The sequence below is a fragment of the Chlorogloeopsis fritschii PCC 6912 genome (genome assembly GCF_000317285.1).
Classification (GTDB): Bacteria; Cyanobacteriota; Cyanobacteriia; order Cyanobacteriales; family Nostocaceae; genus Chlorogloeopsis; species Chlorogloeopsis fritschii.
This window is the reverse complement of the sequence record NZ_AJLN01000148.1, coordinates 1-16,987: the sequence shown is the minus strand read 5'-3', so window position 1 is coordinate 16,987 and position 16,987 is coordinate 1. Positions and strand designations below refer to the sequence as shown.

15 protein-coding genes are annotated in these 16,987 nt (G+C 40.0%); 7 read left to right on the top strand and 8 right to left on the bottom strand.

Translation table 11 applies throughout. From position 1 onward, the window contains the following. Positions 1-132 precede the first annotated feature (132 nt). Positions 133-2,457 carry a GMC family oxidoreductase N-terminal domain-containing protein gene (locus UYC_RS35925; RefSeq protein ID WP_016876654.1) on the bottom strand — a complete coding sequence of 775 codons (2,325 nt, stop codon included), beginning with the start codon at positions 2,455-2,457 and terminating at the stop codon, positions 133-135. An 880-nt stretch (positions 2,458-3,337) separates the two neighbouring features. Here UYC_RS35925 and UYC_RS0132970 point away from each other — a divergent pair. The 5 genes from UYC_RS0132970 to UYC_RS0132950 all read left to right on the top strand — a co-directional run bounded on the left by UYC_RS0132970 (position 3,338) and on the right by UYC_RS0132950 (position 7,282). Beyond that, the gene (locus tag UYC_RS0132970) at positions 3,338-3,619 is read left to right on the top strand and encodes a hypothetical protein (protein ID WP_016876653.1); all 282 of its coding nucleotides are present in this window, start codon (positions 3,338-3,340) and stop codon (positions 3,617-3,619) included. Between the two features lie 112 nt (positions 3,620-3,731). Further along, a complete protein-coding gene (locus UYC_RS38690) occupies positions 3,732-3,959 on the top strand; it encodes a hypothetical protein (protein WP_040432719.1) in 228 nt (75 codons plus the stop codon). A 474-nt stretch (positions 3,960-4,433) separates the two neighbouring features. Then, positions 4,434-5,513 (top strand): helix-turn-helix domain-containing protein, encoded by a 1,080-nt coding sequence (locus tag UYC_RS0132960; RefSeq protein ID WP_016876651.1) that lies wholly within the window; start codon positions 4,434-4,436, stop codon positions 5,511-5,513. A 50-nt stretch (positions 5,514-5,563) separates the two neighbouring features. Continuing rightward, positions 5,564-6,412, top strand: coding sequence for a cupin domain-containing protein (locus UYC_RS0132955; protein WP_016876650.1), 849 nt, complete (start codon positions 5,564-5,566; stop codon positions 6,410-6,412). Next, a complete protein-coding gene (locus tag UYC_RS0132950) occupies positions 6,413-7,282 on the top strand; it encodes an aminotransferase class IV (protein WP_016876649.1) in 870 nt (289 codons plus the stop codon). Positions 7,283-7,307: 25 nt separating this feature from the next. Here the strand turns inward: UYC_RS0132950 and UYC_RS0132945 are convergent, their stop codons facing one another. The 3 genes from UYC_RS0132945 to UYC_RS0132935 all read right to left on the bottom strand — a co-directional run bounded on the left by UYC_RS0132945 (position 7,308) and on the right by UYC_RS0132935 (position 10,591). Beyond that, the gene (locus UYC_RS0132945) at positions 7,308-7,820 is read right to left on the bottom strand and encodes a gamma-glutamylcyclotransferase family protein (protein ID WP_016876648.1); all 513 of its coding nucleotides are present in this window, start codon (positions 7,818-7,820) and stop codon (positions 7,308-7,310) included. A 268-nt stretch (positions 7,821-8,088) separates the two neighbouring features. Next, positions 8,089-9,369: an ABC transporter substrate-binding protein gene (locus tag UYC_RS0132940; RefSeq protein WP_039751711.1), complete on the bottom strand. Its 1,281-nt coding sequence runs from the start codon at positions 9,367-9,369 to the stop codon at positions 8,089-8,091. A gap of 373 nt (positions 9,370-9,742) precedes the next feature. After that, entirely contained in the window at positions 9,743-10,591 is an 849-nt protein-coding gene (locus UYC_RS0132935; RefSeq protein ID WP_016876646.1) for a thermonuclease family protein, read from the bottom strand. A 244-nt stretch (positions 10,592-10,835) separates the two neighbouring features. On the opposite strand from UYC_RS0132935, the gene UYC_RS37205 reads away from it, so the two are divergent. Next, positions 10,836-11,713 (top strand): IS630 family transposase gene (locus UYC_RS37205; RefSeq protein ID WP_200862412.1). Its coding sequence is split into 2 segments (ribosomal slippage): positions 10,836-11,165 and positions 11,168-11,713, totalling 876 coding nucleotides; the frame shifts between segments, so codons are not numbered across the junction. Between the two features lie 126 nt (positions 11,714-11,839). Here UYC_RS37205 and UYC_RS0132920 read toward each other — a convergent pair. Then, complete coding sequence (locus UYC_RS0132920; protein ID WP_016876644.1) at positions 11,840-13,321, bottom strand: dihydroorotase; 1,482 nt, start codon at positions 13,319-13,321, stop codon at positions 11,840-11,842. A 141-nt stretch (positions 13,322-13,462) separates the two neighbouring features. Beyond that, positions 13,463-14,086 carry an exopolysaccharide biosynthesis protein gene (locus UYC_RS0132915; RefSeq protein ID WP_016876643.1) on the bottom strand — a complete coding sequence of 208 codons (624 nt, stop codon included), beginning with the start codon at positions 14,084-14,086 and terminating at the stop codon, positions 13,463-13,465. A 149-nt stretch (positions 14,087-14,235) separates the two neighbouring features. Between UYC_RS0132915 and UYC_RS0132910 the strand changes: the two genes are divergently transcribed. Next, complete coding sequence (locus UYC_RS0132910; RefSeq protein WP_016876642.1) at positions 14,236-15,018, top strand: ABC transporter permease; 783 nt, start codon at positions 14,236-14,238, stop codon at positions 15,016-15,018. A gap of 25 nt (positions 15,019-15,043) precedes the next feature. On the opposite strand, the gene UYC_RS0132905 is transcribed toward UYC_RS0132910, so the two are convergent. After that, positions 15,044-15,379: a DUF5615 family PIN-like protein gene (locus tag UYC_RS0132905; RefSeq protein ID WP_016876641.1), complete on the bottom strand. Its 336-nt coding sequence runs from the start codon at positions 15,377-15,379 to the stop codon at positions 15,044-15,046. Positions 15,380-15,548: 169 nt separating this feature from the next. After that, a complete protein-coding gene (locus UYC_RS0132900) occupies positions 15,549-16,931 on the bottom strand; it encodes a DUF2330 domain-containing protein (protein ID WP_026087600.1) in 1,383 nt (460 codons plus the stop codon). Positions 16,932-16,987: the final 56 nt, after the last annotated feature.

The window sequence follows — 16,987 nt, the reverse complement described above, 5'->3', positions numbered from 1 at the left end:
GTTTTGCCGATGATTTTTCGGTTGAAACAAACAATTTATCTTCTAAACCCGCCCACACAGTGGTTAGTTGTTCTCTCCTCATCTCCTTGTCCCCTTGTCCTCTTTCCCCGCGTCTCCTACTCCCCTTATCGCTCAGACGTAGACTTCAGATAGCGTGCCAACAAAGAAGCGACTGAAGCGATCGAGGGCTTGCATTTGCTGCCAGCGATTTTCAGCATTTGTGACTTTGATTGTGGTCATTTGCTTGATGAAGTCTGTGGGATGGATTTTGAGAATGCCCTTACCAAAGACGGGACTGTTGCTGCTGTCACCTGCATAAACGGTAATGTAAAGAGTGGTGGTGTCAGACCAAACATCGAAGCCCAGCTCGTCGTGAATTTCCTTAAAGCCTTCAAAGTAGTAAATTTCTCCTGTTTCCGCAGTCATCTGCATCCGGTAACGCATTTGTCGTGTCTTGGGCTGGTCTTTTTCTAGTACAAATAGATTGAACTCGCCGTTGGTAACTGTGAGCGGCTCTGGAGAAATAACGGGCGCTGTCACCGTACCAATTATCTTGGCTGGGTGATTGGGATCGTTAAGGAGTACTTCTAAATCGTCTGAAATTACGGTTAAGGTAAATTGTAGGAATGTGCCATCTTTTTTACCTTGCTGTGCTGCCTTTTGATAGTCGTCTTGAATTTGCGTTGCAAAGAAGCCGCGCATAGTTTCAGTGAACTGAATGCCTAGTTTGGCTGATGTAGCTGGGGTTGATGGCACTGAAGGCAGGTCGTAGTTAATTGTCCAACCTCTATCTTTGGCAATAAGGACACAGCAGCGCTCGGCTACCGCAGAAATTGTTAGTAGTGGATTTACTCCCAGCGTAAGGGGAATTACTGAGCCATCGGCAACGTACAGATTTTCGTAGACATCTGTGCCGTGCTGGCTGGAAAAAACCTGTCCCTTATGGTTAACTACACCGTGTTCGGCGTCCTCTGCCATGATACAGCCACCTAAAGGATGGACTGTGATTAGATCGTGTCCAAAAACGTTAGTCCAAATGGGGTTGGGAATTTGCGTACCACCTAAAGGGCGAGTTGCTTCTTCTAGGCGATCGTTCACCCGTTGAAAGATGGGTTGTTTGCCGACGCCTTCCCATCTAATCTTAAGACGATCGCTTTCCAAATACATTCGTCCGGCGGCATCATCATGAGTCATGACTAAGTAAGTCTGGGTATTGCGAACTGCACCTGTGTAAGCACCTTGAGCTAAACTTTGTGCTTCTCTGAGTTTTTCTTTAATGCGATCGCCTATGCCACAGTCGGTGTCTTTACCCAGGATTTTGGCAGCAGCAGCAAAGCTTTGCGGCAATATAGGAGCCAGTGCGCCGGGAATTGAGCCTTCTTCGATCACCATGCCGTTATCCAGTACAGGCTGTTCGCGCATATCAATAATACCTGTAATGCAAGGGCCGACAGGCTCTTGTTGCCCTGGAAGACGTTCGCCAAAACCAACGCCGTTAATTGTTTGCTCGGTGTTGTAACCAAATGCCAGTACATCACCGTTGCCAGTAAAGTTGTGTCCTACTTTTTCGGATAAGGACAAACTAGCTGCTTGAGAACGCAATAAAATTTCTGTAGAACCCAGAGTGCCTGCTGCTAAAATCACAATATCGGCACTGACAAACATTGTTGGAGCGTCAAACTTTTCTTGCCCGGTATTCTGCAATTGGTAGTGAACCAACCAGCGATCGCCTTCCCGTTCCAGATACCGCACGCTTACCTGGGTGTAAATCTCCGCTCCGTGATTCTTTGCATCGGGTAAATAATTCATCAATACAGTATTTTTTGCCTGATGATTGCAACCAGATACGCAGTCACCGCAGAGATTACAAGCTTTTTGTTCTACACCTACATGATTGACTTTATCTTCAAAAGTAACGTTGATGGGTGGTCGATAAAACTTTTCATTTAAGTATTTAGAGGATTTTTCTAATGCCTGTAATTTTCGTAGCTGCGGCAAATTCTCTGGATAGGGAGTCGGTTTGAGCATCTCTTCGGCACGACGATATCCCTCTACTAATAGAGTATCTAAATCGTCACGCAAACCCTTCGGCCAGCGCGGATCTGTAAAAACGCGAGGTTCAGCTCGCAACGATACGTTAGCGTTAACTAACGATGTACCACCCAAACCGCAACCAACAAATACATTAATATCCTTATCTATATGAAAATCGTACAAACCCGTGCGTGAACCAACGTGCTTACCACCAGGTAAGTCTAGTTGCATTTCTGCTAAGGCTTCTTTGGGATTGTTGGGGTATTCACCGGGCTTAAATTCTTTACCCCGCTCTAGTACGCATACCTGTTGCCCGGCACGAGATAGGCGCGATGCAGCGATCGCGCCCCCATATCCAGAACCGATAACAACTACCGTATAGTGATTTTTAATGTTCTCAATCGGACTTGATAAGCGAACCATGCTATCTTTTCCTTGGAATAATATAAATTAGCTAATGCACCCCAGCCAACGCAGAACAAATAAAAAAGACCATCAAGCCAAAACCTAGATATTGCTGGGTTAATTGTGTACTTCAACAACAAAAGAAGTAATTCTGTAAAATTTACAAATTTTGATAGTTTCAAGTGATTGCATCTAAGTTGATGCAAAGCTGTGTTCTACAAAGAACAACGATAAAAGACACCACGGGTTGATTATTTTCTCTCTAACCTCTTAGTAAATATTTGACAAAAAAATAACATCATTAGTTCTCGTTTAACAGTAAAAACCATTACCCTTAAGTATGAACTAATGACACGGAGGCTACGTTATTTAAAGGCTTTGTTCAGGGAAATAGCAGGTTTAATTAGAATTTCGAGAGCTAGTATAACTGTAAGCAATTATACGAGCTTAAATTTTAATGATTTTTTACGAAAGTAGTGAGTTTATCAGCAGAGGTAAGTGCATTCAGGATAAACCCCCGCTTTCTTGAGAGTCGGGCAACTTATTTGTGAATTGGCTTCTGAGTTTTATGAATAAATTGACTGAACTTCAGAAATAAAGTTCAGAAAGCTATAAATCCTTTTTTCAAAAATAATTTTTACTCATATCTCATTTAATGATGAGTATTATGAATTGACATATCTATATAGCTTCTATTTAATAGAGATATAATCCACTATAACCAACATATTTGCATAAGAATACTATATTATGCATTGTACAAAAAGACTGTAAAGATTTGACAAAATACAAGTTGTCCAGATGAAAATAACCTCAAACAAGAAAGTGAAAACGCAAGTTAGGAATTGATAACTCAATTCCTATTAGTTTAATTGGTAGCAGAATATGAGGTAACAAAATGAGAATTATATTCCATGTCATTATCAAAATTTTTCCCAATCCTGGTAAGCGTGGTGGCGGTAAGTTTGTAAATGGCGTCGCTACTATAATTAGCGCTCTCGCTAGCTTAATAATTACAAGCTATCAGGTAGATTTCATGCCTTACAATTCAGAAAATATTCACTTAAATGACCAACAAAATCGCACTTGTCCTTTTGTACAAACAATACCCACCGAGAATCGTCAACAATCATTACCTATTGTTAAGAATCAAGTTCTTGATGAAAAGATTAATGATTAAAATCATTGGCTAATTCAACTAATTATTTACAGCTAGGGGTGGGAGAAACAAATTTATAAGTGTGGAATAAGGAGTTTCAAGGAAATTAACTATCTATTTCAAATGCAGAACAATGAAAACTAATCAGGACAGTCTTCTATTTCGGTTTGCTTTTAACTCTCTCAAATATTTTTTATTAGCATTGATGGGACTTGCGATCGCCTATGTTATCTCAGCCTGTTTCGGTGCATTAAATATTGCTCTCATGCTACTGCCGATAGTTATAGATTTTGTTGGGCGATTGGGCATTATCGTATTTTGTGCGATCGCTATAACCATAATTATTGAGTCTTTGCGCTAGATACAGCAAAATTCCGCCATTACCTTCTTTGAATAGGGGCGCAGAAATTTGAGCGAAGTACCTCATAATTCTTGCTATGTGCCTTTGGTTGAGAATTAATCAACCAAAGGCTGCTTAATCAGAGGTGAAATTGTTTCAAAGGGAATAGGGAAAGAGATTTTCATGCTTGGTTGTGGGATTTCCCCGTGATAGCTTACTTGAAGGTGTAGGGTGTAGGGAAAATACTTTTTTTAAGTTAGACGCCCACGTGATTTGAACGCACAACGAATCGGTGAAAATCCCTTTTCCCTAGTCCCTAGTCCCTAGCCTCTAGTCCCTAGCCCCTATTTTCAGGTGAGTTAAGAAAGTTAAGAAAAAATAACCTATGCTAAATATAAAACTAAGTATTTGTAGTAGTTACTGTCAGTGCTTCTTTTTAGCAGCACACTGGCGAAGTATAAATTATTTACTTTCTTGACTTCAATAACATAGATTATGGGGATTGAAGAAGCATTACAGTTTATAGATGAATTGCTTGCAAAAACAGGGGAGTGTCTATCTGAGACTCAAAGGATTGTGTTTGTAGCTTCTTGGCAAGGGCAGAAATATGGAGAAATCATGGTTCCTAACTATGCTCCCGGTTACATAGAGAGAACAGTTGCCCCTGAACTGTGGAATTTGCTGTCAAGGATAATAGAAAAAAAAGTTACCAAAAAGAACCTGCGAAGTGTAATAGAGCAGGTGTGGTTGCAGCATTCACAGCTAGAAGGATTTCAAACGCAAGAAAATTCCACATTGATAGAGAATTACTCTGAAGAAGATGCGATCGCCTCAGAGTTTGAATTTTGCCCAGCCCATATTTTATTTCATCAACATTATCAAGAAACCTTTACAATTGAATCCTCAAGTAATTCAGACCTTTGCTATATCTTCATAAACACCAGACACTTTAAAAATTGTAAAGCCAGACTTTTAAGAACTATCTCGCAGTATAAATCCGATGAAAATTTCAGCGCATCTGTTCAAGAAGCCGTTGTTTGGTCTTTACTTGGCAATGCCGAATTACTAATCACATTTAGAGCTACAAATAATGTAGTTGATAGTTTTAATGAGTCATTGCACGAAGAGCTTTCTGGGATACTAGATGAACCTCATGATGGTAGTCATTATGGTATTTTTTTGATTAAAATTAGTGATGAATATTCACGAGTTCATACTCACAATTATTTTCAACCACAAGAAGAAATTTTTCAGCCAGGAAGACGTCTTTATCAAAAAGAGTTCCCTTATGAAGAGCTTCGCAGTGTTAAAGCTTTTATTAAATTAAGATTTGTTGGGGATGGTACAATTAGCGACCGATTAATCGCCAATATTAGTACAAATATTAGAGAATTTAAAGATGTTTTAGAAGGTTATTCAGTTTCTATCGATCGACGATATATAATTATCGAAGTTCATATGCCTTGTGGTCGTCTATTTCGCCTAAATCAATTATCAAAGCTTCTGGAAGACGTTTTGAATAATAACCTTCTCAAAGAGACTTATCTTGCCTATGACCTTAATTACCACACTTAGCATAGATAAATTATAGTAGATGTGGATTATAAGGAAAATCAATAAAAACCATGAAAAATCAACATTTGTTCAAGCCCAAAATTGTTAAATTTGATGCAATAAAATTACCAACATATCCTATTTCAATATCACAGTTACCTGCTCTTGGCGATCGCAAGTTTATAACCATACAACTGCAAGCTAATACATTGCTTGAAAAGGCACTAGGATGGACAGACAAGCAAGTTGCAAATACAGCAATATTACTACTTATACTTGATGGTTCGCTTGTCACTCCAGAAATGAAATTAGAAAGAGGTTCGCTGGCTAGTCTATCTAAAATTAATGAAGTATTTGCCAGTCAAGAAGGATGCACGTTAGGATTAATTGCTTGGTCATTACAAGATTCAACAATTCCAGAACATATGTCATACCACTGCCCGCAGTTATTGTGGTACGACAAGTATGAAGCATGGGTAGGAAAATTAAATTTTGATGTATATGGTAGTGACTTCCTCTTCCCTTGGAATGGATACGCAATTAAAATACCATCACAAGAAAATCAACAAGAAAAAAAAGCGTGTTTGCATATACATAAAAGACTGAAAAACTTAATTTTTATTCAAGGTTCATCAGCAGCTACGGTAGGTTACTTAGTTGTTGAAGACGATGGGCATTATATTGCTTGGCCTTTGCGTAGTGGAGATGTTATTCTCGTGCAACCAGGTGTTAAGCATAATCTTGTATCAGCTGATAATGGCGAAGCTTTGCAGTTTTTTGTCTTCAATGACACTCCTTCAGATTATCAAGAACCAGAGACATCTGATTACCATGTTTTAGATTGCATTCCTTGGCATAAGGTTACAATTGCATCACGCCCTCATCCGGAATCCCTCATGGTAAATGTAGGAGTCGCTTAGATGCTATTTGAAGCTACAAAAATTGCTTGGCATAATGGACGTTTAGTTGAGCGCGAACAAGCTGCGCCATCCATTGCTAGCCACTCCCTTCATTTGGGCATTGGGGTTTTTGATGGAATGATGGCTTATTGGAATCGCGATCGCTATTACATTCACAAAATTGATGCACATTTAGAACGTTTTCGCATCGGTTCCCAAAAAATGGATCTAGGATTTTCTTGGTCTAATCAAGAGTTAAAACTAGGTATAGAGGAACTTTTAAGTCAGCTTCCCCCAACTGATTATTATATTCGACCTATTGTCTACCGTTCATGTCCTCAAATCAATGTTACAGGAAGCGATCGCATCCCTGTTGATGTGGCAATTTTTGGGGTTATTGCTCCACGTGATGTAGAAAAACCTCTTTCTTGCCATATTTCCCCTTATGAACGCGTATCCAGTCTCGCAATTCCCGTTACTTGGAAAATCTGTGGTTCTTACGTCAATAGTTACTTAGCCCGACGTGCAGCAGAGAAAGCTGGATTTAATGATGGTATTATGCTCGATCAAAAAGGCCGAATCACAGAAGCCTCGGCTGCAAATCTTTTTCTATTGGATCGAGAAACAATTGTCACACCTGCACTTACTCCAGAAATTTTCCCTGGAATTACGCGATTCACTTTACTCGATATTGCTAAGTCTTTAGGAATAGAAGTAGTCGAGCGTGATGTGTATCCTCAAGAATTAGAAAATTTTGAGGGAGCTTTTTTAGCTTCTACTTTAATGGAGTTAAAACCATTGGAAAGGATAGATTGGTGCAAGTATAATTCCTCAAATCATCCTTTATATCGCTCTCTTTTAAAAGATTTTCAAGAAATAACACATCAATAATTTTATTAGTAAGTTTTATCGATAATTAATTTCTACGTAAAATCGTACCCAATTTTTGAATAGCTTGAATATAATCTGCGGGCAAACCACAAACCAAAGCACCATTAATAATATGTTCTAAATAGTCAACAGTGGGCAGTAATCCTTCTGTAATCCACTGAGGTTGAGCAACATAAGTATAAGCATTCATTCTAGAGGTATTATCTAGATTAACTTTGACTTCAACACGTTGATAAAGTATGGGATGTCCTTCATATTTGTCTAGTTCAAACAAATCTATCTCATCAAGTTGAATAATAATTCCTCTAACGTGCCGTGTAGGATGGGGAACAATATTAGCTCCTACTCTCTGTTGTTCTGCAAACATATTAAAACGCAATTCATATCCTGGTAGCGAAGCAAGTTGATAACTACCATCCCAGTTTCGGAGACGCGATCGCAAACGCATTGGATTCAGATTTGAACCATATGCAAAGACATTATGTAATTTTTGATTTGTAATTTTTTGTTCACATTTATGAATTGATTGCATATTCATTTTTCGTCAACCAGCAAGTATATATTTTTTCAAAAGTAGAATATTTTGCACGCTAGGATATGCAATAAATATTGTACGACCATTTTTATTTCTATAATTGTTATAAATACTACTAATTACAGTTTTTTGAAGTGGACATTGCCCGTCAAAGTTCATTTAGTAAACATTTTAGATAGCGGTGAGCAATGCCCACCCTGAAATTTGTGGTTTAATCATGTGAAAACACTGCAATTTTGATTATTTAAAAATCTATTTACAAAATGAAATACTATTTAAACGCTTGAAGATTTTCAGGAGTTATCTGCTCAACAACCTTAATACTTCCATCACCCGCAACAGTCCAGATATCATAGTTACCAGTAACATCTCCTTGAGAGTCAAAATCAACATTACTCCCAGCTCCTTCATAATTAATCTTCTTGCCTTGTCGAATTAGATCTAATGCTTGACAAACATCACTAACTTTTTCTCCAGGAGGGTTAGTAACTGTTCGGATATGTTCTTTAATAGTTTCGCCAGCAGTAGATTTAGCTGATTCTGCTGCTAAAATTAAAGCAGCCGTAGCATCCCAAGTATTAGGATCGTATATACTTGGTTCTTGACCATTGTAGGCTTTTTTATAAATCTCTCTAAATTTTGAGAATGCTGGGCCTTTTGCACTAGGTGCTGTACCAGTAATATTAGCAGTCGGCAAAATTAATTTTCCATCATGACTTTTTCCTACTAGTTGAGATAAATTAGCATCCTTCAATCCATCAGATAAAATTAATGGAGTTTTTGCTAACAATCCGCGTTCATAAATAGAACGTAATACGAGGCTACCTGTTTGGGAATAATCTATCAAGAGTACAGCATCTGGATTACCTTGAAAGGAATTTAATACTTCGGTGTTGAATGTAATTGCATTGGATGGATAAAAAGCAAGATTATTTTTATTTACTATCTGTCCTCCTAAAGCTTCAAAAGCTGGTATAAAAGCATTAACTAAACCTCTTCCATAATCATTATTAACAGCTAAAATAGAAACTTTTTTATATCCTTTTGTTTGAGCTATTTGAGCAATTACTGGCCCTTGAAAAGTATCTGGAGGAGCTGTACGAAACCAAAAGCCTTTGAAATCTCCCTTCTTGGCTCGTTCTGTAAAGCTAGGGCTAGTGCTAGAAGGAGAAATCATCACTATTTGATTTCTCACAGCAATATTTACTGCTGCCGCAGATGTAGCACTTCCAGCGCCTCCTACCACACCAGAAACTTTATCTAAATAAGCTAGTTTAGACATAGCCTCGGCTCCTACTTGTGGTTTTGATTGATCGTCAACCGAAATTAAGGTGACTGGCTTCCCCATTACCCCACCACAAGCGTTAACAGTTTTGATTAAGAGATTGGCTGTTTTTTGCATAGGTATACCATATGCAGAAATCTCTCCTGTTAAAGGCAAAAGTGTACCAATTTTGAGCGAATTACTAACAGATGAATTAGCTCTGAATTCACAAGAAGTACTTAGTAGTAGTAGCACTAAAAGACTAAAGCGAATGTGGAAGAATCTCATCCTCTTAGCGTGCATATATTTACTAATATATTTGTTAAACTTTGCCTGGTGTTTTACCAAGTGTTAAATGCATTATTTCTGTTACATTTCAATATCGCTTAAAACTAACTAGCAATCAATTCATAAACTTCATCATATTTATGTTTGAAATTCAGGAAACCTCTGACTGTGCGATCGCTCTTGCTGCTATTGAGATCCCCGACTTTTTCAAAAAAGTCGGGGATCTATAACCTCTCACAATTTGCGTGGCGGACTACTGATTACAGACTGAGCATTACCTTGGATATCTGCCCGTCTGATTTGAAACGTCGCAGTCTTGAGCAGGGATTTCCATAGCTCCGCACTTCTGCCAAGGAGCCGTGGTAAAGACTGCTTATGCAAAGATAGAGGACATAGCGATACTAGCAGCCAGACGTTCTAAACGAACATCCGACTCAAACACCATTTCCTCAGGTTTATACAGCATTTTGATGTTATTCCCATCCACTTGTAGTGCCGTGGAAAACTTAATCCAACGTTGATCGGGAATGGTAAAAAGCCGATCTTTTCCTCTCGATAGCTCTCGAATAAACGCCTCAAGTCCTTTATTGCGGTTAGATCGACGTTGATAAAACGATTGCAGCCGCCGCCAAAGTTTTGGAAATATCGGTGGTAAAGTTGAGAGATCGGGAGGGATATTTACCTGAAATCCATCCGTTGAGCGATCGCCAGCCCAAATGTCTCGATTTGCTGCTCGTGCCTCTTCAGTTGCAGCTACCATCTCATCGCGCAACTCTTTATAAAGAGTTTCATAAAACATCGGGTAGGCATACCCTTCTTGGAGCAACTTGTAGTTGATGCTTTGACGCAGCAAGTCGGCTTGAAGTTCATCCCCTCTTCCGGTATTGTCCCAATCTGGTGGATCGCCAGTAAAGACAAAGCAAACAGGGCGTCCATTGCCGTCAGCATGGCTGGATAAAATATATCCAGGTAATCCGGATTGCTCACCCCCAAGTAACTCGATATTCCGTTTGGTAGCATTTGAGGAAAAGGGTTGAATCGCCGCTTTTTCAAGAGCATCGATACCTTCGTAGCGCAGCTGAACTTGTCCACCACTCTTGAATTCAATTCGCCCCTCTAACTTATCAAACAATGTATCATCCTCTGCCTGAAACCGAACTGAATCTCCATCAGGAACCCCGCTGGTTGGTTCAAAAGTCCCTCGAATCAGCAAAAACGGCATAATCTTGTCCTTTCCTTAGTGTTGAAAAGTTTAATAGATCAACTAGGGATACAATCACGATGTATGTAATTTAGTGGAACATTGGCTGAAATATTTTAAATTTCCATCAATACTTAGCCTCGGCTTCCCTGAGCAAATATATCTATATAGGCTCAAAACCCATCATCACTAAGGATTTTATAGCTATAGCCAGGCAAGTTAGGACGTAGAGTATAATGATTACCTTCGGAGCTACCCGATTTCAATGGCTAAACCTTACAGTAATGAATTCCGGCAAAAAGTAATGCAAGCAATTGAGTTGGATGGTCTCAACAAAAGTGAGGCGAGCCAACTGTTTGATATCAGTCGCAATACAATTAACTTGTGGTTCCAGCGCAAAGCCGAAACAGGCGACATTCAGCCAAAGCCGAGGCAAGCATCCCAACAGAACAGCAAAATCAGCGATTGGGATAAGTTTCGGGTATTTGTCAAAGCACATGGAGATAAAACTCAAGCACAGATGGCGCAGTTATGGGAAGTTCCGATTAGTCAGCGAACGATTTGCCGGGCATTACAAAAGATTCGTAATAGTCGTAAAAAAAAACATACGGATATTGCCAACGTTCTGAAGCCAAACGAGCAGCTTTCTTAGAACAACTGGAGAACCCAAAAGCCCCTCACTTGGTCTATGTCGATGAGTCTGGCATGGATGAACGAGATAATTATGGCTATGGTTACTCACCTGTGGGGGAACGGTTTTACGACCTCAAATCAGGTCGGCGGCAGGGACGCATTAATATGATGGCTGGATACCGAGATAGTCAATTGATTGCGCCATTTACTGTCGAGGGTGCGTGCAACCGCACTGTATTTGAGACCTGGCTAGAAACCTGCTTGATTCCAGTGTTACGTCCAGGTGATTGGGTGATTTTGGATAATGCGACGTTTCATCATGGTGGTCGAATTGCCCAATTAATCGAAGCTGTGGGCTGTCAACTGATATATCTGCCACCCTATTCCCCTGATCTAAATCGAATTGAAAAATGTTGGGCTACTTTGAAAAGTCGGATTCGCAAACTGTTATCCAACTCAGATAATTTACGTCATGCCATCGAAGCCGTTCTCAAACAGGCAGCGTCCTAATCAATATGGCTATAGCTATAATTGCTGAGTAAAAATTCTGTAGCCATAATAAATGCTTGATGCCTGCAAGCGATCGCCAATTATATTGAAGATTGTCACCAAAACGGTTATTACCTAGACTGAAATTTATAGCCTGCAGGCGTTTCTTTTCAAATACTGTCCAGTCGGGGAACCAACCACCTCTCCATTGTCGTAGATCAAATGACCGCGCAAAAATGTATTCTTAACTTTACCGATTAACTCAGCGCCTTCAAAAGGTGTATATCCTTGTTGAGACTGAGATTCACTAGCACGCACCACAAAGCTTTCATTTGGATCTAAAAGTACTAAGTCAGCATCATAGCCAACAGCAATATCGCCCTTCTCAAAAAGTCCAAAGCGCTGGGCAGGATTCCAAGCTAATAATTCTGCCATGTGATTGTAACTCATGCCGCGCCTGCTACCTTCGCTGAAGACACCCGACAGCAAGTATTCTGTGCCACCAAACCCAGATTTTGCTAGCCAAATATTATTCGGTTCTAAAGCACTTCTTTTTTGTTCTGCCGAACAACAAGCGTGATCGCTGACAATCCAATCAACCTGACGATTCAGCACTGCTTGCCATAAGAATTCTACATCAGCGCGGGGACGAATCGGCGGATTAACCTTTGCCCAGGTGCCATTGGGAGTATCCACATCTAAAAGCAAATGCCCAACGGTAACTTCCCGACGAAAGTTAATGTGAGGAAAAGCTACCTGCATAGTTAAAGCTGCTTCCATTGCTTTGCGAGAACTCAGGTGTAGTAAATTGATGTTGGCGCAATTTGTTTCGTGTGCCAAATAAGAAGCAATGCAGATTGCCAAGCCTTCAGAATGAGGCGGGCGGGCTGCGCTGTAAGCGTGTAAGCCAGTAAGAGTATTTTCTTGCTGAATAATTTTGGTGTAAGCGTTCAGAATTTCCGCAACTTCACAATGCAAACTTAGGCTAATACTGTCTCGCTTTTCTGGGTGTTCTTCCATCAAGCGAGTCAAGCTACGCATGATGAATTCAAAATGTGCAAAGTCGTAGCGCTCTTCTTTATTAATCATCAAAAACAAATTTTGTTTCTCTGACAAACCATGCAGCCCGTAACCACCATAGAACATGAAGATTTTGAACGAGGAGACACCATATTCTTCAAACAGCATAGCCATCTCGTCAATATGCTGGCTAGCAATAGGTGCAATATGATAGCTGTAATCAACATAAAAGTTATTTTTAGATAAAGCCAGTACCTCTGGGAAAAAATCTCGATAGGAACCACCTTTATTCAAGTAATACTGACCTGTGCGAATGTAATTTAAGCTAGTGGTAACACCTCCCATTGCGGCTGCTTTACTTTCGCTCACTGCATCCTGTGCTAGAGGTTGGTAAATACCAATATGCATATGAGCATCGACAACACCAGGAAAACCTAGTAAATTCTTAGCATCAAAGACTTCTTTGGTTTGATCTGGGCTGATTTGAGGTGCGATTTGGGCAAATTTGCCATTTTTAATGCCAATATCGACTTTTTCAATAGTATGTTGGTTGGGACGCACTACTCGAACATTTTTTATGACTTTATCTAGTAAAGGAGTTTCAGACATAATGCACCTCATACCAATTTTGGATTTTGGATTTTGGATTATAGCCCTACGCAAAGACGTTAGGACGTTCTTTAAAGGCGGCATCAACTCTACAATAACGTTCTAACCTAACTGTGTAGGGCTATATTTTCTCTTCTGCTTTTAACGACCTAGCCAAGTCTTGATAACATCAAGTAAGCTAGAACCGCCCCACGCCAAAGCAAATAGAATCGAAGTAGTTAGAATACCTCCCATCACACAAAGGACTAAACCCCCCAAGCTAATTGCACCATCATCTTCGAGTAAGCCAAAGCCTGTCACAAAAATACCCATTGCAGGCAGAGTGTTTGTACCCGGAATGGGAATCATCATCGAAATTGCCATTAAGGAAATCGCACTACCGAGTGTCACCCTACCTGGTAAAGTAGTGCAAATATACGCCAAACGAGGACGAGCGATCGCTTCTATTCTTCGTAACCAAGGAATACCTGCCTTCAAAACCTTTTGAACGGTTTCTAGTTTGATGGGATGGTTTAACATCTTTTGTGGTAGCCAAGGGGTTTTAGAACCCACAATTAGCTGTATGGCTAGTAAAAAAATCAGAATACCGAAAGGCACTGAGTAACCGGGTGCTGGTACTGGTAAAGCTGAAGGCAAAGACAGAATCACAAATAAAAACCCAAAAATTCGCTCCTTTGCCAACAGCAGAAAGTCTGCCAAATTAACTTGAGACGGTGGTTCTTCTTCAAAAAAAAAGCGTTGAAATTCGCTCGAAAGTCTAGCCATACAATTCCTAGAAACTACATAAACTACTAAAACGTCTGATCGTGTATAGTAACAATGCCAGCAACAATTGGCGCAAAAGTTCAGAGTAAATCAACTGCGTTAATCTAGAATTGCAGCTGCTGTGTCCATTGTGTGCCTTTTGATTTACCATGCAAAGATATCTAAGAGTAATTAGATTATTTTGGAGTACTGCCGTAGCAGCTGAGATGGAGTATCGAGTCAACTTCCTCTTAGCAGCATTGAGTAGCTTGGGCAATTTAGCAGGCAGTTTATTCGGATTATTCTTGTTTTACAGTAAAGACTATACCTTCGCTGGCTGGACATGGGACGCAGCTTTGCTCGTTCTAGGAATTTTTACATTGTTGCAAGGCTTTTCAGCAACTTTTCTTGCCCCCAACCTAAATCGCATTGTTCGCCATGTTCAAGAAGGTACTCTCGATTTTGTACTCTTAAAACCTATTCCCAGCCAATTTTGGCTTTCCACCCATACCCTCTCACCATGGGGGATGCCAGATTTAGTCTTTGGCGGCATACTTATCGGTTATGCAGGTAGGCGACTCGGTTTAGGAATGGATGACTATGTGCTCAGTGTTATTCCCTTGTTGTTTGGCTTAATAATTCTCTACAGTCTTTGGTTTATGCTTGGGGCAACTAGCATTTGGTTTGTCAAAATCTACAACGTTACTGAAGTGCTGCGGGGTTTTTTGGAAGCTGGAAGATATCCGATGGTAGCCTATCCTGCTGCGTATAGATTTTTCTTTACTTTTATAGTTCCTGTAGCTTTTTTAACAACAATACCAGCAGAAGCAATGTTGGGTAGAAGTGAAATTACTTGGGTGTTCGGCGCAGGGGCGTTGGCAGTGGTGTTGTTTTTTACTTCTACTCGGTTTTGGCGGTTTGCTTTGCGGTTTTATACTAGTGCTTCGAGTTAGTTAATATTGTGAGGCGATCGCACTCCTATTTAGTATTCTTGGGTAACAAAAATTTGAATTGAAGTTCCTTTTTGGTTTTGTTTTTTATTCTAATTAATCTGCCTGTTAAAACTTGAGTATTATTAACAATAAATTCGTGAATTTTATTAGCCTGCCCTTTATAATCTCGGTCTTCTTTATAAATAAGAATACCACGATGCTTTTTTCCTTGTTGATGAAGACTAATAAAATCTTCTCTATTTAGTGTAATGACAACTCTATCTTGTTTATGAGCAAAATTTAATATGTCTTCATCACTAATAGATTGATTAGCTTGTCCAGCTTCATAAGAAGTCAGAACATCATAACCAAAACTACGCAACTCTTGAACTAAATCTAGAGGAAATTCTCATTTGCACAAAATCTAATTATTGTCAGATTGCAGGTGCGATCGCATCCTCGCTTACTTGTTAAAAAGCACCGTCACCCCTACTGTTCTCAATTGATTATATGGTAGTATCCTTTCGGATGACGGCTACCTTTCTACTTAACTACAGCCCTAGCCAAGAAAGAACCATTTGCCACCAAGAATTTATTGAGGAGGTACTTACCTGCCCCTCTAACTTCATTCTTCTACGAATATCCTGAATCTTCCAGTCAGTTAATTTGGCAAGTGTCTGCGCTTCTTGTTCAAAACGTTTGGCTAAAGAGCGTTTATATTCTCTGCCTGCCTGACATTTGGCTTCACCTGTAAAAGGATGTTGCAAAATATAACGTCCCTGGAAATTTTCGCGGTTAGAAGTTTGTTGAAACATTAAGTCTTCGGGAAATTTGTCACGCGTATAGCGGACGTGCAAACGAGTGATGAAGACATTACTAGAAGGAATTATTGAACCGCGAAAAGGCGCTGATTGGTAAATATCAGGAGGACTATCTAGCCAAAATACACCTGCTTGTTTAAGTTCTTCACGGTTGAGAGGATCAGCAGAACACGGATCGCAACTACTCATATCCCACGCATACTCCATAAAAGCAACCTTCCGGTCTTCTCTGATGTATGCTGTCTTAAACATAGATTTATAAAATCCGCCAAATTCATTTTTAACAAATAGAGGAATATTGGCATCGGAAGGAATTTTCACTGTCCGGTAGTTGGTTAGTTCTGCTTGTCCTTGTGGTGAGAGAATATAGACTATCAAATCCTGCTCTGAGGTGGAGTTTATCATGCCTAAACGAATCGGTAGCATGAATCTAGATGACTTGTAAGAAATTTGCAGTGGACGCAAATACTGATAGCCAGTCTCCTCAAATTTATCTAGGTTGACTTTAGCAACGAAGAATTTCATATTTTGCCGGATATAAGGCTTCAGTAATTGTTTCGCTCCTCTGGGAATTTTGTAACCATTGCGAACAAGCCAAGTTTCCAAGCCGCCAGATTCTTTGGCGCTCAAAATCACAATGTCATATTCGCCCACATTGAAACGTGCTTCGACAGTTACGCCCAAATTATTACTGCCTCTTCTAGCTCTTGCCTGGTTGCTTGCCGCTGATGGTACGGCTTGTAATTGAGCTTCGGCAGCGGGGTAAGTTGGAGCGCAGGGATCGGAGTCGAAATATTCTACTAGCCGTGGTGCGCTAAAAGTATCTAAACGCTCAATGATATTGGGGTTGGCAACACTAACTTGCTCTTTTTGCAGCACAGTGGGTACAGGTACGACAACTGCAAAATCTTTAACATCGCCTTGGTAGTCGTTTGCCATCGTCAGGACAGTGCTATCCCCACTACGTGCAATTACTACCTGCGAAGCTTTGTTGTATAGTTTTGTATCAGCTTTGGCGACATAAAAACCACAAAACGCCCAAGCTGTAGGTGCAAAGCAAAAAACAACTACAAATATCAGCAGTAATGAAATTAGGAATTGTAAAGGTTTCATAAGATGATAGTCATTGGTCATTAGTTAGTAGGGGAGCCAGTGCGTTGCGGAGCCAG